General features: G+C 67.2%; 23 protein-coding genes and 1 tRNA gene. 16 read left to right on the forward strand and 8 right to left on the reverse strand.

Annotation, left to right across the window (positions count from 1 at the left end):
* The first annotated feature begins 168 nt into the window (after positions 1-168).
* A complete protein-coding gene (locus tag C8258_RS08470) occupies positions 169-1,992 on the forward strand; it encodes a glycoside hydrolase family 15 protein (protein ID WP_106954681.1) in 1,824 nt (607 codons plus the stop codon).
* Between the two features lie 355 nt (positions 1,993-2,347).
* Here C8258_RS08470 and C8258_RS08480 read toward each other — a convergent pair whose 3' ends face one another.
* Both C8258_RS08480 and C8258_RS08485 read right to left on the reverse strand, forming a co-directional pair.
* Positions 2,348-2,767 (reverse strand): PPOX class F420-dependent oxidoreductase, encoded by a 420-nt coding sequence (locus tag C8258_RS08480; RefSeq protein ID WP_106954682.1) that lies wholly within the window; start codon positions 2,765-2,767, stop codon positions 2,348-2,350.
* Positions 2,768-2,816: 49 nt separating this feature from the next.
* Complete coding sequence (locus tag C8258_RS08485; protein ID WP_106954683.1) at positions 2,817-3,377, reverse strand: DUF2165 domain-containing protein; 561 nt, start codon at positions 3,375-3,377, stop codon at positions 2,817-2,819.
* Positions 3,378-3,617: 240 nt separating this feature from the next.
* Here C8258_RS08485 and C8258_RS08490 point away from each other — a divergent pair, with 240 nt between their 5' ends.
* The 6 genes from C8258_RS08490 to C8258_RS08515 all read left to right on the forward strand — a co-directional run bounded on the left by C8258_RS08490 (position 3,618) and on the right by C8258_RS08515 (position 8,576).
* Complete coding sequence (locus C8258_RS08490) at positions 3,618-5,003, forward strand: NAD(P)/FAD-dependent oxidoreductase (RefSeq protein WP_106954684.1); 1,386 nt, start codon at positions 3,618-3,620, stop codon at positions 5,001-5,003.
* A gap of 57 nt (positions 5,004-5,060) precedes the next feature.
* Positions 5,061-5,402, forward strand: a complete 342-nt coding sequence (locus tag C8258_RS08495; protein WP_106954685.1) for an MmcQ/YjbR family DNA-binding protein — start codon at positions 5,061-5,063, stop codon at positions 5,400-5,402.
* 38 nt (positions 5,403-5,440) lie between these two features.
* A complete protein-coding gene (locus tag C8258_RS08500) occupies positions 5,441-5,884 on the forward strand; it encodes a nuclear transport factor 2 family protein (RefSeq protein ID WP_106954686.1) in 444 nt (147 codons plus the stop codon).
* A 111-nt stretch (positions 5,885-5,995) separates the two neighbouring features.
* Entirely contained in the window at positions 5,996-7,210 is a 1,215-nt protein-coding gene (locus C8258_RS08505) for a DUF445 domain-containing protein (protein ID WP_039778125.1), read from the forward strand.
* A gap of 86 nt (positions 7,211-7,296) precedes the next feature.
* Positions 7,297-7,372: transfer RNA gene (locus C8258_RS08510), tRNA-Gly, on the forward strand.
* A 283-nt stretch (positions 7,373-7,655) separates the two neighbouring features.
* The gene (locus C8258_RS08515) at positions 7,656-8,576 is read left to right on the forward strand and encodes an aromatic prenyltransferase (RefSeq protein ID WP_106954687.1); all 921 of its coding nucleotides are present in this window, start codon (positions 7,656-7,658) and stop codon (positions 8,574-8,576) included.
* A 118-nt stretch (positions 8,577-8,694) separates the two neighbouring features.
* On the opposite strand, the gene ectB is transcribed toward C8258_RS08515, so the two are convergent.
* Positions 8,695-9,948: a diaminobutyrate--2-oxoglutarate transaminase gene (ectB, locus tag C8258_RS08520; protein WP_106954688.1), complete on the reverse strand. Its 1,254-nt coding sequence runs from the start codon at positions 9,946-9,948 to the stop codon at positions 8,695-8,697.
* Positions 9,949-10,156: 208 nt separating this feature from the next.
* Between ectB and C8258_RS08525 the strand changes: the two genes are divergently transcribed.
* The 3 genes from C8258_RS08525 to C8258_RS08535 are packed head-to-tail and all read left to right on the forward strand — an operon-like array spanning position 10,157 to position 12,943.
* Entirely contained in the window at positions 10,157-10,963 is an 807-nt protein-coding gene (locus C8258_RS08525) for an ABC-2 family transporter protein (protein ID WP_233224955.1), read from the forward strand.
* Positions 10,956-11,777 (forward strand): ABC transporter permease, encoded by an 822-nt coding sequence (locus C8258_RS08530; RefSeq protein ID WP_369974730.1) that lies wholly within the window; start codon positions 10,956-10,958, stop codon positions 11,775-11,777. Before C8258_RS08525 ends, C8258_RS08530 begins: the two co-directional genes overlap by 8 nt.
* Positions 11,774-12,943, forward strand: coding sequence for an ATP-binding cassette domain-containing protein (locus C8258_RS08535; protein WP_233224956.1), 1,170 nt, complete (start codon positions 11,774-11,776; stop codon positions 12,941-12,943). Before C8258_RS08530 ends, C8258_RS08535 begins: the two co-directional genes overlap by 4 nt.
* A 157-nt stretch (positions 12,944-13,100) precedes the next feature.
* Here C8258_RS08535 and C8258_RS08540 read toward each other — a convergent pair whose 3' ends face one another.
* Positions 13,101-13,433, reverse strand: a complete 333-nt coding sequence (locus C8258_RS08540) for a hypothetical protein (protein WP_036499097.1) — start codon at positions 13,431-13,433, stop codon at positions 13,101-13,103.
* A gap of 358 nt (positions 13,434-13,791) precedes the next feature.
* On the opposite strand from C8258_RS08540, the gene C8258_RS08545 reads away from it, so the two are divergent.
* Positions 13,792-14,334, forward strand: a complete 543-nt coding sequence (locus C8258_RS08545) for a DUF4254 domain-containing protein (protein ID WP_106954689.1) — start codon at positions 13,792-13,794, stop codon at positions 14,332-14,334.
* 6 nt (positions 14,335-14,340) lie between these two features.
* Here C8258_RS08545 and C8258_RS08550 read toward each other — a convergent pair whose 3' ends face one another.
* From C8258_RS08550 to C8258_RS08560, 3 genes are read right to left on the reverse strand one after another with little or no spacing between them, the layout of a single operon-like run.
* On the reverse strand, positions 14,341-14,661 hold the full coding sequence (locus C8258_RS08550; RefSeq protein WP_036499091.1) for a hypothetical protein: 321 nt from the start codon (positions 14,659-14,661) through the stop codon (positions 14,341-14,343).
* The gene (locus tag C8258_RS08555; protein WP_063066483.1) at positions 14,662-15,816 is read right to left on the reverse strand and encodes an acyl-CoA desaturase; all 1,155 of its coding nucleotides are present in this window, start codon (positions 15,814-15,816) and stop codon (positions 14,662-14,664) included.
* Positions 15,817-15,848: 32 nt separating this feature from the next.
* Positions 15,849-16,958, reverse strand: a complete 1,110-nt coding sequence (locus tag C8258_RS08560; protein ID WP_106954690.1) for a ferredoxin reductase — start codon at positions 16,956-16,958, stop codon at positions 15,849-15,851.
* Between the two features lie 169 nt (positions 16,959-17,127).
* Here C8258_RS08560 and C8258_RS08565 point away from each other — a divergent pair, with 169 nt between their 5' ends.
* Positions 17,128-17,745: a TetR family transcriptional regulator gene (locus tag C8258_RS08565; protein ID WP_083870643.1), complete on the forward strand. Its 618-nt coding sequence runs from the start codon at positions 17,128-17,130 to the stop codon at positions 17,743-17,745.
* Here C8258_RS08565 and C8258_RS08570 read toward each other — a convergent pair whose 3' ends face one another.
* On the reverse strand, positions 17,746-18,660 hold the full coding sequence (locus C8258_RS08570) for a helix-turn-helix transcriptional regulator (protein WP_106954691.1): 915 nt from the start codon (positions 18,658-18,660) through the stop codon (positions 17,746-17,748).
* A gap of 102 nt (positions 18,661-18,762) precedes the next feature.
* Between C8258_RS08570 and C8258_RS08575 the strand changes: the two genes are divergently transcribed.
* The 4 genes from C8258_RS08575 to C8258_RS08590 all read left to right on the forward strand — a co-directional run bounded on the left by C8258_RS08575 (position 18,763) and on the right by C8258_RS08590 (position 23,643).
* Positions 18,763-20,181: an MFS transporter gene (locus C8258_RS08575; RefSeq protein WP_106954890.1), complete on the forward strand. Its 1,419-nt coding sequence runs from the start codon at positions 18,763-18,765 to the stop codon at positions 20,179-20,181.
* 201 nt (positions 20,182-20,382) lie between these two features.
* Positions 20,383-20,985: a PadR family transcriptional regulator gene (locus C8258_RS08580; protein ID WP_106954692.1), complete on the forward strand. Its 603-nt coding sequence runs from the start codon at positions 20,383-20,385 to the stop codon at positions 20,983-20,985.
* 4 nt (positions 20,986-20,989) lie between these two features.
* Positions 20,990-23,041: an NADPH-dependent 2,4-dienoyl-CoA reductase gene (locus C8258_RS08585; protein ID WP_106954693.1), complete on the forward strand. Its 2,052-nt coding sequence runs from the start codon at positions 20,990-20,992 to the stop codon at positions 23,039-23,041.
* Positions 23,041-23,643 carry a VOC family protein gene (locus tag C8258_RS08590; RefSeq protein WP_106954694.1) on the forward strand — a complete coding sequence of 201 codons (603 nt, stop codon included), beginning with the start codon at positions 23,041-23,043 and terminating at the stop codon, positions 23,641-23,643. The genes C8258_RS08585 and C8258_RS08590 overlap by 1 nt, the downstream gene beginning before the upstream one ends.
* Positions 23,644-23,653 lie beyond the last annotated feature (10 nt).

Genomic DNA, 23,653 nt, shown 5'->3' on the forward strand with positions numbered 1-23,653 from the left:
GCTCCCCGCCATCGCCTGCGCCAAGCTGCGAGCTTGCGTTAGCCAGTTGATCGACCGCTAGGCATTTCGGCCAGATATCGGCCGCTCAGTTCTGCTTTCCGAGCGGATGCCGGCTGATAGCCTTCCCTCTAGTTGTCGCCGGGCGTTCCATTCGTGGAAGGGGATGGCGTGCACGATCCCGATCCACCGTTCCGGCCGTTCCGCCGGAGCGACGGATATCTCCCGCTGGAGGACTACGGTCTGATCGGAGACGGCACGACGGCCGCGCTGGTCGGGGTGGACGGTTCGATCCCGTGGTTGTGCCTGCCGCGCTTCGATGCCCAACCGCTGTTCTGCGGGTTGCTCGACCATGCTCGCGGTGGCCATTTCACCGTCGCGCCGACCGATCCGCTGGAAGGCCGCCAGCGTTATCAGCCGGATACCGGCGTGCTGGAGACCGAATTGCGCAGCGCCACCGGTGTTCTCCGAGTGACCGATGCCATGGTGGTGCGGCCCGGCTCGGACCTCGGCGACGACGCGCCCGCCGATCGCTCGGAACTGGTTCGCTCCGCGGTCGTCGTGAGCGGGCACGTGCGAGTGTCGGTGGAGATCGCCCCACAGGGCGGTGCGCAGTTGCGGCCGGTACTCAGCGGACTGGAGATCCGGGTCGCCTCACAGCCGAACCTGCGGCTGCATCTGCGCGCCGACCGGCCGCTGGACGGCGTGCGCACCACCGTCGACCTGGCGCAGGGCGAGCGGCTGGAGCTGGTGCTGTCCTGGGGACGCTTCCACCGCCACCATCGCTTCGACGCGGCGGCGATGCTGCGCCACACGGCCGACGCATGGCGCTCCTGGATGCGGACGTGCACCTATGACGGTCCCGAACAGGCACTGGTCCGGCGCTCCGCGATCACCCTCAAACTCTGCGATCACTGGGTGAGCGGATCCGTCGTCGCGGCACCCACGTCGTCGCTGCCGGCGCCGATCGGCGGTGTCCGCAACTGGGACTACCGTTACGTGTGGATCCGCGACGCGTCGTATGCCGTCTACGCCCTGCGCCGCATCGGTTTCCGGAACGAGGCCGACGCCTTCCTGGGCTGGGTGCTCGACGCGTTCGAGCGGAGCGGCCAGCCGCGCATCATGTACGACATCGACGGTGATCCGGTTCCCGACGAATTGGTGGACACCGGCCTGGAAGGCTACCGCGCGAGCAGCCCGGTGCGCTGGGGCAACGGCGCCACCGATCAGCGCCAGCACGACGTCTACGGCGAAATCCTCGACTGCGCCGACCAATGGCTGCGCACGGGCGGTGAGCTGCAGCCGGTGCTGTGGTCGAACCTGTCCGATCTGGCCGAGGCGGCGGGTCGATCGTGGCAGGAGCCGGATCAGGGAATCTGGGAAGTACGCAGCGCGGGGCGGGTTTTCACCTATTCCGCGGCGCTGTGCCAGGTGGCACTGCAGCGCGCCGCGTCGATCGGGGAACGATTCGACCTGCCCGGTCCCATCGCGATGTGGCGCAGCACCGCGAACGAGATCCGCGAGGCGATTCTGAAGAACTCGTGGGACGAGCGGGCCCGGACACTCAGCGCCCATCTCGACGGGGGCGGCGAACTGGATGCGAGCCTGCTGGCGCTGCCGCTGCGCCGCGTCGTTCCCGCCGATCATCCACGCATGACCGCGACGACCGCGGCGGTGGCGGACAGGCTGGGTGCCGGCGGCGGTCTGCTGTATCGATACCTGCACGAGGAGTCACCGGACGGCCTGCCCGGCAACGAGGGCGCGTTCGTGCTGTGCAGTTTCTGGCTGGTCGACAACCTCACCGCCCAGGGCCGGCTCGAGGACGCCGAGCGGCTCTACAGTTCCCTGTGCGCCCGCGCGAGCACCGTGGGCCTGCTCGCCGAGCAGATCGACCCGTCGACCGGCGCGTTCATGGGCAATTTCCCGCAGGCGTTCAGTCATATCGGCATCATTTCCAGTGGAGTGAAGCTCGCGCGAGCGAAGGCGGGTGCCTGATCACGGGCCTGGTCGTCCAACGTCCCCTCGAACGCATGCGGCCCACCACATCCGTGATGTGGTGGGCCGGGGTGTGTCGTGATGGGTGGTCAGGCCGCGCTGCCGCTGGCCCCCAGCGCAGCCAACATGTCCACGAGCACAGTCAGAAAGTCCATTCGGGTTCGTACCTTTCGATTCAGCGGAGGGTGCCAGCATGCATGTCGAATGTTGCCGCAAGGTTATGCGCCGGTGAAGTCGAATCGGCCCCGGCCCTGGAAACCTCGCCGGACCCGCGGGAGGGAATGCGCGCCTGCATGGAAAAGCGCGCGCCGCAATGGATTCCCGAGGGGCTACCCACTTCCGGGGAACGTCGTCGTCAGGGCAGCATGCCGTAGGCGCGGGTGGGACGCAGGCGCGCGATCACGCGGCGGTCGGCGACCATCGCGCGGCGGTAGTCCGCCCAGTCCGGGTGCTCGCCGCTGAGCGCGCGGTAGTAGGCGATCAACTCCTCCACCGTGGCGTCGTCGGTGCTCGCGGCCACCGGGGTCAGTTCGACATCGGCCTCCAGGACGGCATAGGCCCAGAAATCGTCGCGCGTGACGTGCAGGGCCGCCCACGGCTCGCGGCGCAGATTGGCGTACTTGGCCCTGTCCGCGGTGATGGAGATCCGGACGATGCCGTCGGGCGCGACCCAGTGCGTGACGTTGGACAGCTGCGGGCGGCCGTTTCGGCGCACGGTGGTCAGGACGGACCGCGAGATCGTACGGGCGAAGTCGAGCGCGGTGTCGAGTTCCATACGGGCTGCAACTCGGGGCGGTCAGGCACTGTTCCCGAACGGCCGCAGTTCATTCCGAGGGCGGAGCTGCCCGCGCCGCCGAGTCGGGCAGATGAACCAGCACCAGTCCGATCCCGGCGATCAGAAAGTTCTGCAACGCCGCCGAGGAGGCGTTGACCTCCTTGTTCGCCCACATCCGGAACCACTCCCCGCCGACGGTCAAAAACGCCCCCGCGAACAGCAGCACCGCCATCGTCCAGCCGATACTGGACAACTTCGCCGCGGTGCCCGGCCGCGCCGGCACCCGGCGCGGCCGCCCGCTCAGCTCCCGCAGCCAGCAGGCCGCGGCGACCAGCAGCACGAGGGCGATCGAGAATTCCCAGATCACCACGAGGATGTAGACGACGAGCGCGATGTTGCCGTTGGTGATCGCACGCCAGTCGGTGCCCGGATTGTGGATCGTGGCTCGCATCGACAGCACGGCGGCCACACCCCGGCGATTGGTGACGGTATCGGTGCAGTTGGTGATCGCGACGAACAGATAGTAGAAGCCGGTGATCGTCGCCAGCGCCGCCACCGCCGTCCGCCGGCTACCGAGCACGTCGAGAATTCCCGCACCGCCGATTCGCATGCTGCTCACCTAAACGGTTCGGCGAAACCGCGTCAACCGCACCGGCTTCCCATCGACGACCATGTGCGAACGGGCTTTTCGCGAGATGCGGAGACTCGCCGTATCTCCTCCGAGACCACCCGGCGCAACGGAATGCCGTGATCCGCACCTGTCGATCCCCCACCGGCGGCGTCCCAGCTGTCACCATGGTCTGCGGGACGCCGCCGTCCCCACCGTGTCGAATCAGAGGAGCGTGATCGCATGCCCGCCGAAACCCCGGCGACCGAATCCGTGGATGCCGTCGTCATCGGCATGGGGCCCGGCGGGGAGGCCGTGGCGACCGAATTGGCGCGCGCCGGGCTCGCGGTGGTCGGCGTCGAAGGCCGGTTGCTGGGCGGCGAATGCCCCTACTACGCCTGCGTGCCGACCAAGATGATGGTGCGCGCCGCCGAGACCCTGGCCGAAGCGCGCCGGGTCGGCAAACTCGCGGGAAGTACCCAGGTGCATGCGGATTGGGCGCCGGTGGCGAAGCGGATCCGTGACGAGGCGACCGACGACTGGGACGACAAGGTCGCGGTCGAACGGTTCGAATCCGCCGGCGGCACCTTCGTGCGCGGCTGGGGGCGCATCACCGAGCCGGGCCAGGTCCGCGTCGATACCGCCGACGGACCGCGCGAGTTCCGCGCCCTGCGCGCGATCGTGCTGAACCCCGGCACCGCCCCGTCCGTTCCGCCGATCGAGGGCTTGGCCGACACCCCGTACTGGACCAATCGCGAGGCCGTGACCACCACCGAGGCGCCCGAATCCCTGATCGTGCTCGGCGGCGGACCGGTCGGCGCGGAATTCGCGCAGATCTTCTCCCGGTTCGGAGCCGAGGTGACGATGGTCGTACGCAGCCGGCTGCTCCCGCGCGCCGAGCCCGAGGCCGCCGAAATGCTGGCGAAAACCTTTGCCGAAGAGGGTATTTCGGTCCGCACCGGCGTCGAGGCCACCCGAATCGACCACGACGGCAGCTATTTCACGGTACGGCTGAGCAACGGCGATCCGATCCGCGCCCAGCGCCTGCTGGTCGCCGCCGGCCGCTACACCGACCTGTCCGCACTGGGCGTCGGCGCCATCGGCCTGGACGAGCAGGCGCACGGCATCCGGGTCGACGACCGGCTGCGCGCCGCCGAGGGAGTCTGGGCGATCGGGGACGTCACCGGGCACGGCGCCTTCACCCATATGTCGATGTATCAGGCACGCATCGCCGCCGCCGATATCCTCGGCTCCCCCGGCGAACCCGCGCAGTATCACGCGGTTCCCAATGTCACCTTCACCGAACCGGAGGTGGGCGCGGTCGGGATGACGGAGTCGCAGGCCCGCGAGGCAGGACTGAGCGTCTGGACCGGCCGGGCCGAGGTTCCGGATTCGACCCGAGGCTGGATCCACGGGCCCGGCAATGCCGGATTCGTCAAGCTGGTCGCCGACGCCGATCGCGGCATTCTGGTCGGCGCCACCTCGGTCGGCCCGGTCGGCGGCGAGGTGCTGAGCGCCTTGGCCGTCGCGGTGCACGCCCGGGTTCCGGTCACCACGCTGCGGGAAATGATCTACGCCTACCCCACCTTCCACCGCGCGATCGAGCCCGCCCTCGACGATCTCGGCTAGTGGGCCCATCTCGCCGATCCGGCCGCGAGGGCACGAATTCGGCCGCATAATCGGCCCATGGCCGATGCCGACGACGTCCGGCGGATTGCGCTGGGACTACCCGAGTCCACCGAAGCGCCGCATTTCGACATGCCGTCGTTCCGCGTCCGCAAGGCGATCTTCGCGACGTTGCCCGACCCCGCGCACGCCCACGTGATGGCGAGTGAAGCCGACATCCGGGAGGCGGTCGCGGAATATCCGGACTGCTGCGCGGAGAAGTGGTGGGGCAAGCGGCTGTCGGCGGTCCGCGTCGACCTCGGCGCCGCCGACACCGGCCTACTGAGCGAGTTGCTCACCGATGCCTGGCGATACAAGGCACCGCGCACGCTGGCGCGCGCCTTCGACGCGGCTTCCGAATAAGCCCGCATCGTCGCCGAGCCGCTACCACTGGAGGAAATATGCTGTCGCTGCAAGAGATTTCGGATCGGATCGAGATCGAGGATCTGATGGTCCGATACTCCCATGCCGTGGACACCCAGCAGTGGGATCTGCTCGACGACGTCTTCACCGCGGACGCGCACATCGACTATTCGGCCATGGGCGGCGCCACCGGTGGACTGCCCGAGATCAAGAAGTTCCTCGCCACGGTGATGCCGAACTTCCCCGCCTTCCAGCATCTGATCAGCAACTCCTCGATCACCGTCGACGGGGACACCGCCACCGGCCGCACCATGTGCCACAATCCGATGCTCCTCGGCGGAGCGGAGGGTCAGCAGAACCTCATGCTGTGCGGCCTGTGGTACCTGGACACCTTCGCGCGCGTCGACGGCGCGTGGCGGATCGCGCGGCGGGTCGAGGAGAAGAGCTACATGTTCCTGGCGGCCACCCCCGGCTCCCAGTAGGCGCTTCTCTAGAACCTGTTACTGTTCGCGCGTGCGGCTCGACACTTCTCCATCGTTCCGGCGCTGTTCGCCGAATCACCGCTGTGCAGCGATTTCCCACCGGGCGGATGCGTGATCGCCGATTTCACCGAGCACTGGCTGCTCTACTGCTCGATTCCGGTGATCGCCGCGTTCATCGGCTGGACCACCAAACTGGTCGCAGTCGAAATGCTCTGCCGCCCCTTGGAATTCCGCGGTATCCCGCCCTGGTTCGGCTGGCAGGGCGTGATCCCCAAGGCGGCGCCGCGGATGGCGACGATCGCGGTAGATCTGATGTTCTCGCGGCTGATCGATCCGCAGGAGATCCTCGGCCGCATCGACGTCGCCGAACTCACCACCACGCTGCGCGAGCCGCTCGACGACGCCGTCGCGCACACCGTCGACGAGCTCATGATGCGCTACGAACCGCGGCTGTGGGTGACCATGCCGCAGTTCGCCCGCGAGGCGATGATCCGCCGCGTCCAGCGCGACGTCCCCGACCTCATCGACGAGATCGTCACCGACCTGCGGACCAACCTCGACCAGATCATGGATCTGCGGTCCATCGCCATCGACACCCTGGTCAACGACAAGGCGCTGCTGGTGGAGATGGTGCGCCGGGTGGGCCATCACGAGTTGCGCTTCATCGTGCGCTCCGGCCTGTTGTTCGGCACCCTGCTGGGCTTCGTGCAGATGGTCACCTGGGCCTTCACCCACTCCTCCTGGCTGATGCCGCTGTTCGGCGGATTCACCGGCCTGGTCACCGACTGGCTGGCGCTGCAGATGATCTTCCGGCCCGTGCGGCCTTGGCGGATCTTCGGCCGCATCGGCTGGCAGGGGCTGTTCCACAAGCGCCGCGAACAGGTCTGCGTCGACTACGGCGATCTGATCGCCACCGAAATCCTCACCCCGGCCAAGATGCTCGAGGCGGTCCTCAACGGGGAGCGTTCGGACCGGCTGGCGTCGATCCTGGCGCGGCGGATGGACGAATTCATCGATACTCAGTCCGCACCCGCGCGACCGCTGGTGATGCTGGTCGCGGGCGACTCCATCACCCGGGTCAAACGCGAGATCGTCCCCGAGATGCTGGCCTATATCCGCAGTGCCGCAGCCGGATTCGAAGACCACGCGATGCGCACGCTGGATCTGCGCAACCTGGTGATCGAGAAGACCCGCCAGCTCACCGACGACGAATACGAAGGGTTGCTGCGCCCGGCGTTCAAACAGGACGAGTGGAAACTGGTCGCCATCGGCGGTGTGCTCGGATTCCTGGTGGGTGAATTGCAGGTCCACCTCCTGCTCAGCTGAAGCCTATCCGCAGGTCGCTGACCTGCGGATTCGCGGTTGCGCGCCGCTATCGGCTATTGTTTTCTCGCACCGCCGCGAGGCGGGATGCGGATGTAGCGCAGTTGGTAGCGCATCACCTTGCCAAGGTGAGGGTCGCGGGTTCGAATCCCGTCATCCGCTCCACGAAAGCACCGGATCGCCACGAAATATCGGCTCGGTAGCGTCGATCCTTCTCGCTCGGGCGCATTCGAGTCCGCTTCTCCGAGCGCTCCCCCTTCCTCATTCCGCACGGGCGATCGCACGTTCCGATCCGAGGGGCTCCCAGCAGCGGGCAGTCGGCCGAAGCCCGTCGGCCACATCGCTTCGTAAACTTCAGTGCGCGTTCCGCATTCGACTGCGCCGACCGTCCGGCCGTCGTCTCGGCGGCACCGCGCCGTTGTTCGTAGCACCCTCTCAGGAAGGACGCATGTCCACCACTACCGAATCCGCGCTGGACGATCTGTATGTGGCCATCGAGAAATCCGCACGGCTGGCGAACGTCCCCTGCACCCGAGACGCGGTATGGCCGGTCCTGACCGCATTCGGCACGATGCTCACCCGGTCGGTGATCTCTTTCCGAGTCGTCACCGAGGCCCGTCGTGCGGGAGACCTCGACTATCGCTTTCTCACGCTGCCGAAAGACATCGACCCCTACGACATCGCGCGCTCGAACGGACTGATCCCGCAGACCGATCATCCGATCGGATCCCTGCTGGACCAGGTCCGGAAACAATGCCCCGTCGACAGCTACGGCATCGACATCGGCGTCGCCGGCGGCTTCAAGAAGATCTGGCCGTTCTTTCCCGCGGACGACGTCCGGAACGTGGCGGAACTCGCCGCGCTCCCGTCCATGCCGGCCGGCCTCGCCGACCACGCCCGCATGTTCGCCGCGCACGGCTTGGCGGACAAGGTCGGCCTGCTCGGCATCGACTACCACGACAAGACGATGAACGTGTACTTCCCCGGACTGCCCGCCGAGCACTTCGCACCCGAGGCCGTCGCCGCACTCCATCGGGACGCCGGATTTCCGGAACCGAGCGCGCAATTCCTCGCCGTCACCGCGAAGGCATTCGACATCTACGCCACGTTCGGCTGGGAATCCTCTCGGATCGAGCGACTGTGCTTCCCGGTGATCACACCGGCTCCGGCCACGCTCCCGATTCCGATCGAGCCGCGCTTCCAGGAACTCGCCGACAAGGCCCCGTTCGCCACGAACGATCGCCGATTCACCTTTGCCGCCACCTCGTCGCCCGCCGGAGAATCCTACAAATTCAGCTGGTTCTACCAGTGGCAGACCAGAATCCTGGACAAGATGAAGACATCCGATTCGGAGCCGTCCGTTTCGTAGCCGTCCGTTTCCTAGCCATCTGCGGCGCACCCGAAGGTGCGGGACCGGGCCCCGCAGCGGAAACCCGGTCCCGCGGCCGGCCGCCGGGTGTGGGTCGGCAGCCGACGGTCCGATCCCCCTAGCCGCGCCTGCCGCAGACGATATCGACGGCGCGCGCGAGTATTTCGAGCCCGTGATCCAACTCGGAATCCGAAATCGTCAGCGGCGGAAGCAGTTTCACAACCTCGTCACAGGCGCCCGAGGTCTCCACGAGCAGCCCCTCCTCGAAGGCGACCCGGCTCACCTTGCCCGCCTCCGAGGCGTCGTCGAAGACCAGACCGTGCACCAAACCCCGCCCGCGCGTGGACAATCCGCCCACCGCATCCGCCACCCGCGCCAGCTCGGCACGTACCCGCTCGCCGCGGGCCAGCGTGGCGAGCTCGAGCCGGTCGTCGCGCCAGTACTCCTCCAGCGCCACCCGCGCGGTGACGAAGGCCGGGTTGTTGCCGCGGAAGGTGCCGTTGTGCTCACCCGGCGCCCACTGGTCCAGTTCGCGTTTCATCAACACCAGCGCCATCGGCAGGCCGTAGCCGCCGATGGACTTCGAGAGCGTGACGATATCCGGGGTGATGCCCGCGGTCTCGAAGGAGAAGAACGGCCCGGTCCGCCCGCAACCCATCTGCACATCGTCGACGATCAGCAGAATGCCGCGCGCCGCGACCATTTCCGCGAGCCGGCGCAACCACTCGGCGCGGGCGATGTTCACCCCGCCCTCGCCCTGCACCGTTTCCACGATCACGGCCGCCGGCTTGTCCACCCCGGAGGAGGTGTCGTCGAGCATCCGCTCGATCCACGCCAACTCGTCCGCACCGCCCAGGTAGCCGTCATAGGGCATCGGATGTACGTGTGGCAGCGGCACCCCGGCCCCCGCCCGTTTGGCGGCGTTACCGGTCACGGCCAGCGCGCCCAGCGTCATGCCGTGAAAGGCGTTGGTGAAGTTCACGACCGTGCTGCGCCCGGTGATCTTGCGGGCCAGCTTCAGCGCCGCCTCGACCGCGTTCGCCCCGGTCGGGCCCGGAAATTGGATCTTGTAGTCGAGTCCGCGCGGCACGAGGATCAGGTCGCGCAGCGCCTCGAGCAGGTCACGCTTGGCGACCGTCGACATGTCCAGGCCGTGGGTGAGCCCGTCGCGGGACAGATAGTCCAGCAGGGCCGCCTTCAGGATCGGGTTGTTGTGCCCGTAGTTGAGCGTGCCGGCTCCGGCGAAGAAATCGAGATAGTCGCGGCCCTGCTCGTCGCGGAGCCAGGCGCCGCGGGCGGTGTCGAAGACCGTCGGCCAGACCCGGCAGTATCCACGCACATCCGATTCCAGCGTTTCGAAAACGGTGGTCATAGGCGGTCCTCAGGGGCGGGAGCCACCGCGGCGACCCCAGTGTGAAACATGACTGTTTCTAACACTGCGATGGAGGCCGCGGCAAGGTTTTGCGCAAAGCGATCCGGCCATCGGGTGCGACGACCATACCGACCGCTCGGACTGCCCTGCTCCGGTTCTTCGAAATTCGCTCGCCGAGCGGGCGACCACGTCGTATTCTGGGCAACTTGTGCGCGCACTCTCGGGGGTTTATTCACGTCTGTTCGGCGCCGGATTCAGGCGTCAATGGAATTACCGGTCGGCCGTCTTCGCGGGCTTGGCCGCCAATGTCGTATTCGGCCTCATCCGCGCCGCGGTGATGATCGCGGCGGCGCGCTCCACGCCGGGCTTCGGCGGCTACACCGGTGCGTCGATCGGCGCCTACGTGTGGTTATCGCAGGCCATGCTGGGCGCCCTGCGAGTGATGGGGCCGCCGCACGATATCGCCGAGCGGGTGCGCACCGGCGATGTGGCGGTCGATCTGCAACGCCCCATCGATATCCAATTCTTCTATCTGGCAACCGATCTCGGCGGATCGTCGTGTACGCTGGCGCTACGCGGCCTGCCGTCGGTCGCCACCGGTCTGATCACGGCGCAGCTGGTGTTGCCCGGCACCTTCGCGCCGTATCTGCTCGGTGCCGTCAGTGTCGTTGCGGCCGTGACACTTTCGCTGTTGCTGTTGTTCTCGGTGAGCCTGCTGGGTTTCTGGCTGATCGAGACGCGCGGAATTCGGATGCTCTATCAGATCCTGTCCACGTTCTTCGCCGGCCTCTACGTACCCATCCATCTGTTTCCGGCACCGCTGGCCACCGCCGCGCGGCTGACCCCATTTCCCTGGCTGCTGCAGGGGCCGGTCGACGTGCTGTCCGGTCGGGCGACGGGTTCGGCGGCGTGGTCGGTCATCGGCATGCAGGTGTTGTGGATCGCCATCGCGATCGGCATCGGCCGGACGCTCATCGCGGCGGGCCGGCGCAAACTGGAGGTGCAGGGTGGCTGAGCTCGCACCGTACGGCAGCAGGCTCACACCCTATGTGGCCGTGTTGCGTTCGCGGATGCGCTCACAGCGCGCCTATCCGCTCTCCTTCGCCACCGACCTGTTCTCCTCCCTGCTGATCGGCGTGGTCGAATTCGCGGAGATGTGGCTGATCTACCACAACGTCACGGCGCTGGGCGGCCTGAACTCGACCCAGATGCTGCTGCTGTTCGGTCTGTCCAACCTCAGTTTCGCGCTCGCCCAGATCGCCGTCGGCCACACCGACACCCTCGCGACCTACATTCGGATGGGCACCCTCGACGCCTTCCACCTGCGCCCCCAGCCCCTGCTGCTCCAGCTGATCACCAGCGATGTATCGCTGCGGCGGCTGTCGCGGGCCACCGTCGCGGCGGTGGTCCTGACCGCCGGCCTGATCGGCAACGATATCGATTGGAGCCCAACGCATATCGTGCTGGCGGTGAGCAGCACACTGAGCGGGATCGCCATTTTCGCCGGACTGTTCGTCTGCGCCGCGGGCCTGCAATTCCACCTGGTGGACGGTTCGGAACTCACCAACAGCTTCACCTACGGCGGATCCTTCGCCGCCCAGCAGCCGAGTTCGGTGTTCTCCGGCCCGCTGCGGGCGCTGTTCGGGCTCGCGATACCGGTCTCGTTCGTCGCCTATCTGCCCACGATCGCCCTACTCGGCCTTCCCGGACCGGCGTGGCTGCCCGCCGGGCTGGCGTGGTTCGGACCGCTTGCGGCGCTGTGGGTTTGGATAATGGCGTTGGCGCTCTGGCGCATCGGGGTACGCCACTATCAGGGAGGGGGCGGATGAACACCGTCGAAGTATCGGAACTGACCAGGCAATTCGTGCTCCGGCGCAGCCGCCGGGGCCGCCGCGGGCACGTGCGCGAAATGCTCACCGCCGTCGACTCGATGAGCTTTCGCATCGAACCCGGTTCGGCGGTCGGCTATATCGGCGCCAACGGGGCCGGAAAATCCACCACGATCAAGATGCTCACCGGCATCCTCGTGCCGACCTCCGGCACCGTGCGCACCTGCGGGCTCGACCCGGTGCGCCGGCGGCGCGAACTGGCCGGGCGGATCGGCGTGGTGTTCGGCCAGCGGTCACAGCTGTGGTGGGACCTGCCGCTGCGCGAATCGTTCAGCATTCTGGCCGCCATCCATCGCCTGGAACCGGCCGCGGCGCGCCGCCGCACGGACGAACTCGTCCAACAGCTCGAGATGGGACACACCCTCGACACCCCGGTGCGTCAGCTCTCCCTCGGCCAGCGAATGCGCGCCGAAATCGCCGCGGCGCTCCTGCATCGTCCGGAGCTGCTGATTCTCGATGAGCCGACCATCGGCCTCGACGTCCTCTCCAAACAGCGGCTACGGGAATTCCTGCGCCGGGAACGGGCGGAAAGCGGCACCACGCTGCTGCTCACCACCCACGATATGGGCGATATCGAGCGCCTCTGCGAACGGGTGCTGGTGGTCGACCACGGCCGCCTCGCCTACGACGGCACGCTGCCGGGCCTGGCGCGCACCGTCGGCGCGCGCCGGGTCCTGGTGGTGGATCTGGCCCGGCCCAGCGACGATCTCACCGGCCTCGCGGGGGCGACACTGCTGGCCGCCGAGGCCGACGGCATGCGGCAGCGGCTGGCCTTCGATCCCGAAATCACCACCGCCGCACAGCTTCTCGCCGCCATCTCGAATCGGGTCGAGGTGCGCGACCTGTCCATCGAGGAACCCGATATCGAAGATGTGGTGCGCCGCATCTACTCCGCCGGAGACGGCACTGCCCCGGCGCCGGCGGGCGCCAGGGCAGTGGCCCGGGGCACGATCCCCGGGGGCGGGCCGGAATCAGCCGCCGAACGACCCGGTGAACAGGGTGTTCAGAACACCGCTGAGGGCGGCGCTGCCGGTGTCGAGGATGCCGCTCAGCGCGGCGCTACCGGTGTCGATGATGACCGGAATCATGCTTCTACCTCTCTGTAGGGGGCACAGGCCGTCGACCCCCGTGTCGGGCGATCGACCAGAACCCACCCTGCTGGCCGGAACTTAATCGCCGCTGGCCGGTAGCTGAGAGGGACGTAAGAGCCGCTGTGTGGAGTGTCTCCGTAACGAAAACCCGTGTGCTGCCGATGGGAAATCGTCACTGCCGCTTGTCGTCTGGGCGATTGCTGTCCGCCGAGTACAAGCTGATCTCACCGCCCTCGCCCAGAAATGCGTTGACCAGCATGATCCGCTCGGCCTGCATGGCATCGGCGTCCGGTGCGGCGGTGGTGATCGAAATCTGCGGGATGGCAGCCCAGTTCACGACATAGCGCTCCGGTGGACCGGCCGCGCCGGAGACGTGCGCCAGACGGAAGACCGAGACCGTGCGGCGCTCCATCAGATTTCGCACCACCTCGGCGATTCGCTCGGGATCTTCCAGAGCGAACAGAAAGCCGAAGGTCAGCTCCGGCGAAGAGATATAGGCGGGCACAAATCCTCAGGCTAGCCATCCGCAACCGGTCGCGCAGGCGCCGCGCCGCCGATGGTGGATCTTCGCGATCATGTGATCCACGCGTGATGCGTATAACGATTGTCCGGCACCTTGGGTGTTCGGCGCGTCAACCGTTGCATGCCAAGTCGGGACACGCTTTCCTGAATATGTCCCCGCATTCGGACACGTCTATCGCATCGTCGCGGATATCCCGGTTCGTACACCCGTGAGCAGTGCGACCGAACAGCCGGCGTCCGTTTCCGCGGGACTACGCCGGAGCCGAGGGGAGCCCCTCCCCGAAAACCTCCTCGGCCCTGGCGTAACCAGATTCCGACCGCTGAGACGAGGGTGGGAGACGATGGCGACCGCTTACGCCGGTGACAACGACGCGACCGGCGCACTTCCGTCGGTATCTGCGCTGCTGCGCGCATTCCGGTCCACAACACCGCCGCCCGGCGACCATCCGGTGCTCGAGGCGGCCCGGGACCTGGTCCGCTGCCACGAATTGCGCCGGCACGCCTCCCGGGAGGCGCAGGCGCCGAAGGCCTCGACCGCCCGCGTCGCCGGCGCCAGCCGATTGGTCGACCACATCGATCGCGACCGCGCCCGGCTGATCGAATGTATCGATGTCTGGGTGGCCGACAACATCGCGCACCGCGAGGGCGCCTCGCTGCACACCGAGACTCTCGGAGCGGTCATCGACCGGATGGCCGGGAAATGGGTCGCCGCCCATCATGCGCTCGGACTGCCCGCCTCGAACTATCCGGCGGACGAGCTCCCCGCCTCCACACCGGACGGCGAGGCACACCTGCACTGGGTGCGCCTCGCCGAACTGGCCGACGGCTACAAGGACCTGATCACCGATATCGCCGAGCACCGGCGCCGGCTGCCGGTGTTCTGATCCCGCTCAGCGTTTCGGATCGACGATTTCCACATCGGCGTCGATGAAGGGCTGGGCCGCATGCACATTCGGCTCCGGCTCGGGCTCGTCGACCAGCACGTCGGGATGGTCGCGCCCGGTGTTCACGTCGGCCGCCGCCTCCCGATCACGGTGTGCCGCAGCCGCGGCCTCCCGCATCTCGATGGCATCGGTGATCCAGTCACCGATTTCGCGCGTCACTTCCGAGACCGTGCCGGTAATGATCGTTGCGATATTGCCGACGTGTCGTGCCCCGGAGGATGTCAGCTCCTGGATCAGATCCTTGTTGCTCTCGAATTTTCCGATCATCTACCCGCCCACCTCGCTCGGCTCGACCTGCCGCTCTCGCATCACGATAACACCAGGCTGCGAGCCTTTCCCCACGATGGCCGGGGGAAGGGCGAGCTTGCAGATCTTGAGCCAGACGGAACCGACCTGCTTGCTGAACCGGCCGGTGTTGTAGGGCAGGCCGTACTTCTCGCACAGCGCGCGGACCTCGGGCGCGATCTCCGGATACCGGTTGGCCGGCAGATCCGGGAACAGGTGGTGTTCGATCTGGTGGGACAGGTTGCCCGACAGGATGTGGAACAGTTTGCTGCCGCTGATGTTGGCCGAGCCGAGCATCTGCCGCACGTACCACTCGCCGCGCGTCTCGTTCTCGGTCTCTTCTTCGGTGAACGTCTGTACGCCCGATGGGAAGTGTCCGCAGAAGATGATCGAGTACGCCCAGACGTTGCGCACCAGGTTGGCGGTCACGTTGCCGGCCAGGGTGGAGACGAACAGCGGGCCGCTCAGCAGCGGGAAGACGACGTAGTCCTTGAGCACCTGCCGGCCGGCCTTGCGGATCTGTCCCTTGGCCAGGCGCTTGATATCCGCCCACTTGCGGTTGCCCTTGACGATGTTGTCGGCCTCGAGGTCGTGCAGCATCACGCCCCATTCGAACAACAGCATCAGCGCCAGCGCGTACACCGGGTTGCCCAGATAGTACGGATTCCACTGCTGGCCCTCGTCGATGCGCAGCACGCCGTAGCCGATGTCGCGGTCACGGCCGTGGATGTTGGTGTAGGTGTGGTGCATGTAGTTGTGCGAATGCTTCCACTGATCGGCCGGGCACACCGTATCCCATTCGAACACACGGGAATTCAGGCCGGGTTCACGCATCCAGTCCCACTGGCCGTGCATGACGTTGTGGCCGATCTCCATATTGTCCAGAATCTTGGACAGACTCAGCGCCGCCACCCCGGCCAGCCAGAACGGCGGCAGGAAGCCCAGATACATGAGGCCGCGCCCGGCGACCTCGAAACCGCGCTGCGCCTTGATGATCGAATAGATGTATTCGCGATCGCGCTCCCCCAGATCGGCGGTGATGCGGTCGCGCAATGCGTCCAGCTCCCGGCCGATCTCGGCGACCTGTTCCGGCGACAGGACCAGCGGCCCGTTCTCGGTCTCGGTGAGTATGGTCATAGCTGTTCTCCCCTTTCAGATTTCGGTGCGGCTCAGATTTCGATGTCGACGTCGCCGACCGCGGCGCTGACGCACAGCTGGATCGGCTGGTCCGGGTCGCTGTCCAGTTCGCCACTGCGCAGGTTGCGGGTGCAGCCGGACCGCTTGACCGCCGTGCAGGAGAAGCAGATACCCATCCGGCACCCGAACTCCGGCGTCAAACCCGCCGATTCGGCCTGCTCGAGCAGGCTCGCACCGGTGTTCTCCGACTGCGTGCCGCTCACCGAGAAGGTGGTGACACCCTCGACGTCGGTGGTGTCGGCCGGCGCGGCGGTGAGGACGAATTCCTCACTGTGCAGGCGGTCGTCGAGATCCTCGGCCTGGTAGATGCGACGCACGGACTCCATCAGCGGCGGCGGGCCACAAACGTAGGTCTGCGCCGTCGCGAAGAACGGCGCGATGCGCGACAGTTCGTCGTAGTCGAGGAACTTCGCGCCGGGCACGACCGCACAGCTCCACGGCGCACCGTCCAGCCGCTCCGACCGGGCCAGTTCGGGATAACCCAGCACGACGTCGACGTTGTCGTGGCGCCGGGCGATATCCGCGAGCAGCTCCCGATGCGGCACCTCCTCGGGCGAGCGGGCGTAGTGCAGGAACACCACGTCGCCGCGGTACCCCTCGGCTACGAGCGTGGACAGCATCGACAGCACCGGCGTGATACCACTGCCCCCGCTGATCAGCACCACCTTGTCCGGTCGCTGCTCCGGCAGCCGGAACACCCCGGAGGCGGGCGCGAGGTCCACGACCATCCCCCGCTTCGCGTGCCGGTGCAGATACTGCGACACCAGCCCCTCCGGATGCGCCTTCACGGTCAATGTGAGGGTGCGGCGCGGTCCGGCCTCGGCATCGATCGGCGAGTAGCAGCGGGTGTGCTTCACTCCGTCGATCAGCACGCCGACCTGCACGAACTGACCGGCCTCGTGACCGGCCCACTGCCGGGTCGGACGGAGTGTGAGGGTCACCGAACCGGGCACCGACCGATCCACGCCGACGATCTCGGCCCGCATATCGCGCAGCGTCAGTGTCGGTCGCACCAACTCCAGATACCGGTCGAGCGGGTGCGGCGAGGTCAGTGTCTGGACCAGATCGAGCAGTCCCACCATGCGGTTCTCCCCAGCCTTCGTCGTTTGATCGGGTGCACCTTTTTCGGTGCACATCTGTACACTGAACTAGTGTGCCTGGCGGTACCGCAATAGTTCAACCTGCATCTGGTGTGACCGATGCAACATCTCCCCGAATGGACCAATCGTGAACGGATGTATGCTCAGCGAGATGAGCGAGCAGGCCGAAACCCGAGTCGAGCGCAAGGAGCGCACGCGGCGAGCGCTGCTGGACGGCACGCTGACCCTGGCTGCCGAGCGCGGATTCGCGGCGCTGAGCCTGCGTGAGATCGCCCGCTCGGCCGGGATCGTGCCCACCGCCTTCTATCGCCACTTCGATTCCCTCGACGAATTGGGAACCGCCCTGGTCGACGAGGGAGTGCGACAGTTGCGCCTGGCGTTGCGGCACTTGCGCCGCACCCCGGACGCGCGGCTGGCCGAAACGGTGCGATTCGTCTTCGCACAGATCGCCGGCCGCGAGGACCTCTACGGTTTCCTGATCCGCGAACGCCACGGTGGCGCACCGGCGCTACGTACCGCGATCGCGTCCGAAATGCAATTGATCACAAGGGAATTGGTGGTCGACATGTCGCGAATTCCCGCGCTGGACGCCTGGCCGACCGATGATCTGGAACTGGCCGCCGACCTGATCGTCTCCACCGTCGCCGACCACATCGCCGACTTCGTCGCCGCCCCGCTCCGCGACCGCCCTCTCGTCGTCGACCGCACCGTCGGCCAGGTCCGCATGATCGCCCTGGGCATGGCCGCCTGGAAACCGCATACCGTCTGATCAGTCCACGGCGTATCGGGCGTCGCTCGGGTGTGCCCGCTCGGCGTGGTCGCGATAGGCACGCGCACGCTGCTCCGGCGCCATGGCCAGCAGGCGATCCAACCGCTCGCGCTCCGCGACGCCGACCGGCACCCACACCTGGAACCAGGCCCCCGGCACCGTCGGCAGCGACAGGCTCGTCATCGACATGTCCAGGTCACCCACCGCGAGATTGCGGATGGTCCGCATCCGGCCGACCGGACGCGCCACGTCACCGCGTTTCCACAGTTGCGCGAAATGCGGACTCGCGCAGGACAATTCCTCGACGAAGCGGATCCAGTCCGCGTCGCCCAGGTATCCGACATAGGCGGCCCGCAGAAAACCGACCATCCGCGCCAGTTGTTCGGGCTGCCCGGGATACGGGTTACAGCACTGCGGGGTGAGAAATGCCGCGCGGATCACGTTCCTGTCACCCGCCACCAGAGTCGGGCACAGGGCGGCATACGCGTCGTTGTGCGCCAGGACGTCGAAACGTGCCGACACCAGCGCCGAGGGCAGCGGGCCGAGCTGATCCAGAATGACCTGCACATCATCCGGCATCGCCGCCTCGGCCGGCACCGCCGGAACCCCGGGCACATCCGCCAACCGGTACAGATGGGCACGCTCGGTGGAATCGAGCGACAGCGTGCGGGCGACCGCGTCGAGAACCTGCACGCTCACATTGATCCGCCGCCCCTGTTCGAGCCACGTGTACCAGGTGACCCCGACCCCGGCCAACTGCGCCACCTCCTCACGCCGCAGCCCAGGTGTGCGGCGGCGCGGGCCGACCGGCAGGCCGACCTCCGAGGGCCGGATCCGCGCACGCCGCGACTTCAGGAATTCGCCCAGCTCACGCCGCCGAGTCGCGCCGACGGCCCGATCCCCCGAAACAACCATGCCCCCATCGTCGCCGATGCCGAACCCGGTATCCAGGTGCTGCCGATACCCGTATCGGCAGGCTTCTGTCCGGCGGCGCGGAATCCCCGCACAGTGCTGGACATGACACGAACACTGCCCGGCGTCGCGACCGCGCCGACCGATCCACCCACGGGGCTGCGCTCGGCCCTGCTGCTCGCCGTTCTGCTGCTGGGCCAGTTCATGGCCGTACTGGACGGCTCGATCGTCAATGTCGCGGTTCCGACGATCCGCGACTCGTTGCACGCCGACGGTTCCGGGCTGCAACTCGTCGTCTCCGGTTACGTGATCAGTTATGCGGTATTACTGGTGACCGGTGCCCGCCTGGGCGACCGGCTGGGCCAGCGCCGGATCTTCCTGCTGGGATCCGCATTGTTCACCGTATCGTCGCTGGCCTGCGGGCTGGCGTGGAATCCGGTGTCGCTCATCGTCTTCCGCTCCGTCCAGGGCGCCGGGGCCGCTGCACTGGTGCCGCAGGTGGTGACACTGCTGCAGCGCAATTTCACCGGCAGGGCGCGTATTCGGGCCCTGTCGCTGTTCGCGGCGGTAGCCTCCGGCGCCACCATCGTCGGCCAGATCGCCGGCGGGCTGATCGTGGACTGCGATATCGCCGGAACCGGTTGGCGCGGTGTATTTCTGGTGAATGTTCCGATCGGCACGCTGTTGCTCGCGTTGACACTGCGTGTGGTGCCCGCGATCGCACCGATCCGCCCGCGCCGTCTGGACCCTGCCGGACTCGCGACCCTGACACCTGCCGTTCTGCTGCTGGTGCTACCGCTCGTCCTAGGCCACGAACAGCACTGGCCGGCGTGGACGTGGTACGCATTCCCCGGTGCCGCAGCGTGTTTCGCGTGCTTTGCCTGGGCGGAACGGCGCGTGCACCGTGGCGGCGGAGAGCCGTTGTTCGCACTGCGAGTCCTTCGGGCACCGGGGACGGTTCCGGCCGGTGTGACGCTGCTGCTGGTGATGGCGATGTTCAGCGGCTGGATGTTCGTCACCGCCATCTACCTCCAGACCACCCTCGGGTATTCGGCCCTGCACGCCGGACTCGTATTCCTGCCGTGTGGAGCGGTTTTCGCGCTCACGAGTATGACCTGGTCCCGGCTGCCGCAGCGGTGGCAGGGTTTTCTCGTGCCGGTCGGATTGGTCGTGGCCGGGACGGCGATCGGCGGGCTCGGCCGGCTCGTGGGCGACGGCCGCCGGATCGGTGCGGCCGAGGTGGCATTGCTGGGTGTTCTGGGCGCCGGTTTCGCCTTGGCCTACGGCCCGTCGATGACTCGCTCTCTGGCCAAGGTGCCACCCGAACTGGCCGCCGATGCCAGTGGCCTGCTCGTGACGTGCTCACAACTGGGCATGGTGACGGGTGTCGCGACATTCGGCTCGGTTTTTCTCGCGGCCTTCGGTACCACCGCCGCATCGGCAGCGCATGCGGTGGCGCTCACAGCCGTGGTGGAAGCCGTATGCGCCGTGGTGATCGCGGGGCCGGCAGTATTCGCCCGGTGATACGGCATTTCATACAGAAGGACGCCCCGCGGGCCTCGCGGCCGTGCGAGGCGCCCTTCCCGTATCCGAGATAGTGCAGAGCACCGCGGGTGATGATACAGAAAACGGCACGTGCTCACAGGGTTCTCGCAGTTCCGGCTCCCCTGGCCGGGAATATGCACCACGTTGCATAGTACAGCGGGTATCGGTTAACCTCACCGCATGGCCCTCGAACACGCGCTGCTGGTATCGCTGAGCGAGCGAGCCGGTTCGGGGTACGAACTGGCGCGCCGATTCGACAAATCGATCGGATTCTTCTGGAGCGCAACGCATCAGCAGATCTACCGGGTGCTCAAGCGCATGGAGGAACGCGGCTGGGTCACCGGTGAGGCGATCGCTCAGGACGGGCGTCCGGACAAGAAGGTCTACACCGTCAGCGATGCCGGACACGCCGAACTGGAGCGCTGGATCGCGGAGCCGACCGACGATATCGGCCCGCTGCGCAGCGAATTGGGCGTCAAGATCCGCGCCGCCGCACACGGCGATCCGGTAGCGCTGCGCGCCGAGGTCGAACGCCATCGCGACCAGCACGCCCAGCGGCTGGAGTTGTACCGCCTCATCGAGAAGAAGGATTTCCCCGCCCCGGACCGGCTCACCGGTACCGCTCTCTACCAGTATCTGGTGCTGCGGGGTGGGATCCGGGTCGAGGTGGGCTTCGTCGAATGGTGCGACGAGGTACTGGCCGGGCTGCGGGGTGTGCTGCGTTCGTCGTCACCCGATCCGGAAGCCTCAGCCCCGCAACCGGATTCCGTTTCCGAAAGGTGATCCCATGACCGCGAATTCCGATTCGCCGCATTCGTACCCCCACCTGTTCGAGCCGCTCGATCTGGGCCACACCACGCTGCGCAACCGCGTGGTCATGGGTTCGATGCACACCGGGCTGGAAGATCGCGCCTGGGATACCAACCGTCTCGCCGCCTATTTCGCCGAGCGCGCCCGCGGCGGCGTGGGCCTGATCATCACCGGCGGCTACGCACCCAACCGCGAGGGCTGGCTGCTGCCGCTGGGCGCCAAACTCACCAACAAGACCGAGGCCTACCGCCACCGCGCGATCACGAGGGCGGTGCACGCCGAGGGCGGCAAGATCGCCCTGCAGATCCTGCACGCCGGGCGCTATGCCTATGTGCCGTTCAGTGTTTCGGCCTCCTCGATCAAGGCGCCGATCAACCCGTTCCGCCCCCGCAAACTCTCCGACAGGGGCGTCGAGCGCACCATCGAGGACTACGTGCGCTGTGCGCGGCTGGCGAAGTTCGCCGGATACGACGGTGTCGAGATCATGGGCGGCGAGGGCTATCTGATCAACCAGTTCCTTGCGCCGCGCACCAACAAGCGCACCGATCGCTGGGGCGGGTCGGCGGAGAACCGGCGGCGTTTCCCGCTGGAGATCGTGCGCCGGATCCGGGCCGCGGTCGGCACGGACTTCGTCATCGTCTTCCGGCTGTCGATGGCCGAATTCGTCGAGCACGGTCAGACCGAGCCCGAAATCCTCGCCCTGGCAATCGAATTGGAAGCCGCAGGCGTCAGCATCATCAACACCGACATCGGCTGGCACGAGGCCCGGGTGCCGACGATCGTCACCTCGGTGCCGCGCGCCGCCTTCGTGGAATTCACGGCGAAAATCACCGCGCGCGTGAACATTCCGGTGTGCGCCTCGAACCGGATCAACATGCCCGAGACCGCCGAGGAGATCCTCACCCGGGGCGACGCCGATCTGGTGTCGCTGGCCCGCCCGCTGCTGGCCGACCCGGAGTGGGCCGCCAAGGCGCAGGCCGCCCGCGACGACGAGATCAACACCTGCATCGCCTGCAACCAGGCCTGTCTGGACCACGCCTTCGTTCACAAAACCGTGTCCTGCCTGCTGAATCCGCGGGCCGGCCACGAAACCGAACTGCGGCTGCTGCCCACCCGCCGGATGCAGCGCATCGCGGTCGTGGGCGCGGGACCGGCGGGCCTGTCGGCGGCGGTGAACCTGGCCGAGCGCGGCCACAAGGTGGATCTGTTCGAGGCCGACGACAAGATCGGCGGCCAGTTCGATATCGCGCGGCGGATTCCGGGCAAGGAAGAGTTCAACGAGACGATCCGGTATTTCACCCGCAAACTGGAACTCGCCGGGGTGCGAGTATTCCTCAACCGCCGGGTGAGCGCCGGCGAACTTATAGAAGGCAGCTACGACCACGTGGTGGTCGCCACCGGTGTGCGCCCGCGCATCCCGAACATCCCGGGTATCGACCATCCGAAGGTGCTCACCTACGCCGAACTCGTGCGCGAGGAGAAGCCGGTGGGCAAGAAGGTCGCGGTGATCGGCGCGGGCGGAATCGGTTACGACGTCAGCGAATTCCTCACCGTCGAGGGACATCCGGCGCTGAAGCTCGACGAGTGGAAGCAGGAGTGGGGCGTCACCGCCGACGATCCGGAGGCGCCGGGCCAGCTGACCGCCGCGCGTCCCTCGCCCGCTCCCCGCGATGTCGTCCTGCTGCAACGGAAGTCGACACCCTTCGGCAAGACCCTGGGTAAGACCACCGGCTGGGTACATCGCGCGGCGGTCAAGGCGAAGGGGGTGGAGCAGATCGGCGGCGTCAACTACGAACGCATCGACGATCGCGGACTGCACATCAGCTTCGGCGACAAGCGTGACCGGCCCACCGTTATCGACTGCGACACCGTGATCCTGTGTGCCGGACAGGAATCGGTGCGCGATCTGGTCGAGCCGCTCCAGCAGGCGGGGGTGCGCATCCATCTGATCGGCGGCGCCGACGTGGCCGCCGAACTCGATGCCAAGCGTGCCATCGATCAGGGCACCCGGCTGGCGGCGGCGCTGTAATGGCGATCCTCACCCGGCTCGGTCTGCCGGGCGACGAGAAGTCCTGGGCCGCATTGGGTTTCGCGGCAACGGACGCGATGATGCGAATCGGGCGGATCTCCTGCACGCTCGGAGTCGGCACCGGATGGGGTTTCGAGGGCATCGAGGCCGACGCGGCGACACTGGGTGTGCCGGAACTGCTGCACGACGTGGAGACCGACTCGACCCATCCCAACGGGGTGACGTTCGTCGACCACGTCGTCTACTGGGTGCCGGATCTCGACGAATCCGTCGCCGCGCTGAACGCCGTACTGGGAATCGGCCCGCGACGGCGCTTCCACCCACGCGGCCCGGAAGGCCCGGAAATGGCCTTCTACCGGGTCGGCGAGGCGTTCCTGGAGGTCGTTTCCGCCCCCACGAAGCAGCCCGCGCTGGTCGGCGTCGCTTTCGGCACTCCGGATCTCGATGCCACGGTGGCCGCGGTCCGTGCGGCCGGTGGCCCGGTCGGGGATCCGAAGCCGGCGGTGCAAGGCGGACGAATCGCCGGGGTATGGCACGGGCATATCGACTGGGGGGTCGCCTTCCTCGAGCCCAAGCCCCGCGGCGAGGCGAAGTCCGGCTAGGCTCGGCGAC

The organism is Nocardia sp. MDA0666 (assembly GCF_003023875.1).
GTDB classification, from domain to species: domain Bacteria; phylum Actinomycetota; class Actinomycetes; order Mycobacteriales; family Mycobacteriaceae; genus Nocardia; species Nocardia aobensis.

Bases quoted from the DNA above. Each gene is read 5' to 3' on its own strand.
- C8258_RS08580 (WP_106954692.1), top strand. From the start codon at position 20,383: ATGGCCCTCGAACACGCGCTGCTGGTATCGCTGAGCGAGCGAGCCGGT.
- C8258_RS08495 (WP_106954685.1), top strand. From the start codon at position 5,061: ATGGCCGATGCCGACGACGTCCGGCGGATTGCGCTGGGACTACCCGAG.
- C8258_RS08565 (WP_083870643.1), top strand. From the start codon at position 17,128: ATGAGCGAGCAGGCCGAAACCCGAGTCGAGCGCAAGGAGCGCACGCGG.
- C8258_RS08555 (WP_063066483.1), bottom strand. From the start codon at position 15,816: ATGACCATACTCACCGAGACCGAGAACGGGCCGCTGGTCCTGTCGCCG.
- C8258_RS08560 (WP_106954690.1), bottom strand. From the start codon at position 16,958: ATGGTGGGACTGCTCGATCTGGTCCAGACACTGACCTCGCCGCACCCG.
- C8258_RS08570 (WP_106954691.1), bottom strand. From the start codon at position 18,660: ATGGTTGTTTCGGGGGATCGGGCCGTCGGCGCGACTCGGCGGCGTGAG.
- C8258_RS08535 (WP_233224956.1), top strand. From the start codon at position 11,774: ATGAACACCGTCGAAGTATCGGAACTGACCAGGCAATTCGTGCTCCGG.
- C8258_RS08575 (WP_106954890.1), top strand. From the start codon at position 18,763: ATGACACGAACACTGCCCGGCGTCGCGACCGCGCCGACCGATCCACCC.
- C8258_RS08545 (WP_106954689.1), top strand. From the start codon at position 13,792: ATGGCGACCGCTTACGCCGGTGACAACGACGCGACCGGCGCACTTCCG.
- C8258_RS08500 (WP_106954686.1), top strand. From the start codon at position 5,441: ATGCTGTCGCTGCAAGAGATTTCGGATCGGATCGAGATCGAGGATCTG.
- C8258_RS08490 (WP_106954684.1), top strand. From the start codon at position 3,618: ATGCCCGCCGAAACCCCGGCGACCGAATCCGTGGATGCCGTCGTCATC.
- C8258_RS08585 (WP_106954693.1), top strand. From the start codon at position 20,990: ATGACCGCGAATTCCGATTCGCCGCATTCGTACCCCCACCTGTTCGAG.
- ectB (WP_106954688.1), bottom strand. From the start codon at position 9,948: ATGACCACCGTTTTCGAAACGCTGGAATCGGATGTGCGTGGATACTGC.
- C8258_RS08550 (WP_036499091.1), bottom strand. From the start codon at position 14,661: ATGATCGGAAAATTCGAGAGCAACAAGGATCTGATCCAGGAGCTGACA.
- C8258_RS08480 (WP_106954682.1), bottom strand. From the start codon at position 2,767: ATGGAACTCGACACCGCGCTCGACTTCGCCCGTACGATCTCGCGGTCC.
- C8258_RS08485 (WP_106954683.1), bottom strand. From the start codon at position 3,377: ATGCGAATCGGCGGTGCGGGAATTCTCGACGTGCTCGGTAGCCGGCGG.
- C8258_RS08590 (WP_106954694.1), top strand. From the start codon at position 23,041: ATGGCGATCCTCACCCGGCTCGGTCTGCCGGGCGACGAGAAGTCCTGG.
- C8258_RS08515 (WP_106954687.1), top strand. From the start codon at position 7,656: ATGTCCACCACTACCGAATCCGCGCTGGACGATCTGTATGTGGCCATC.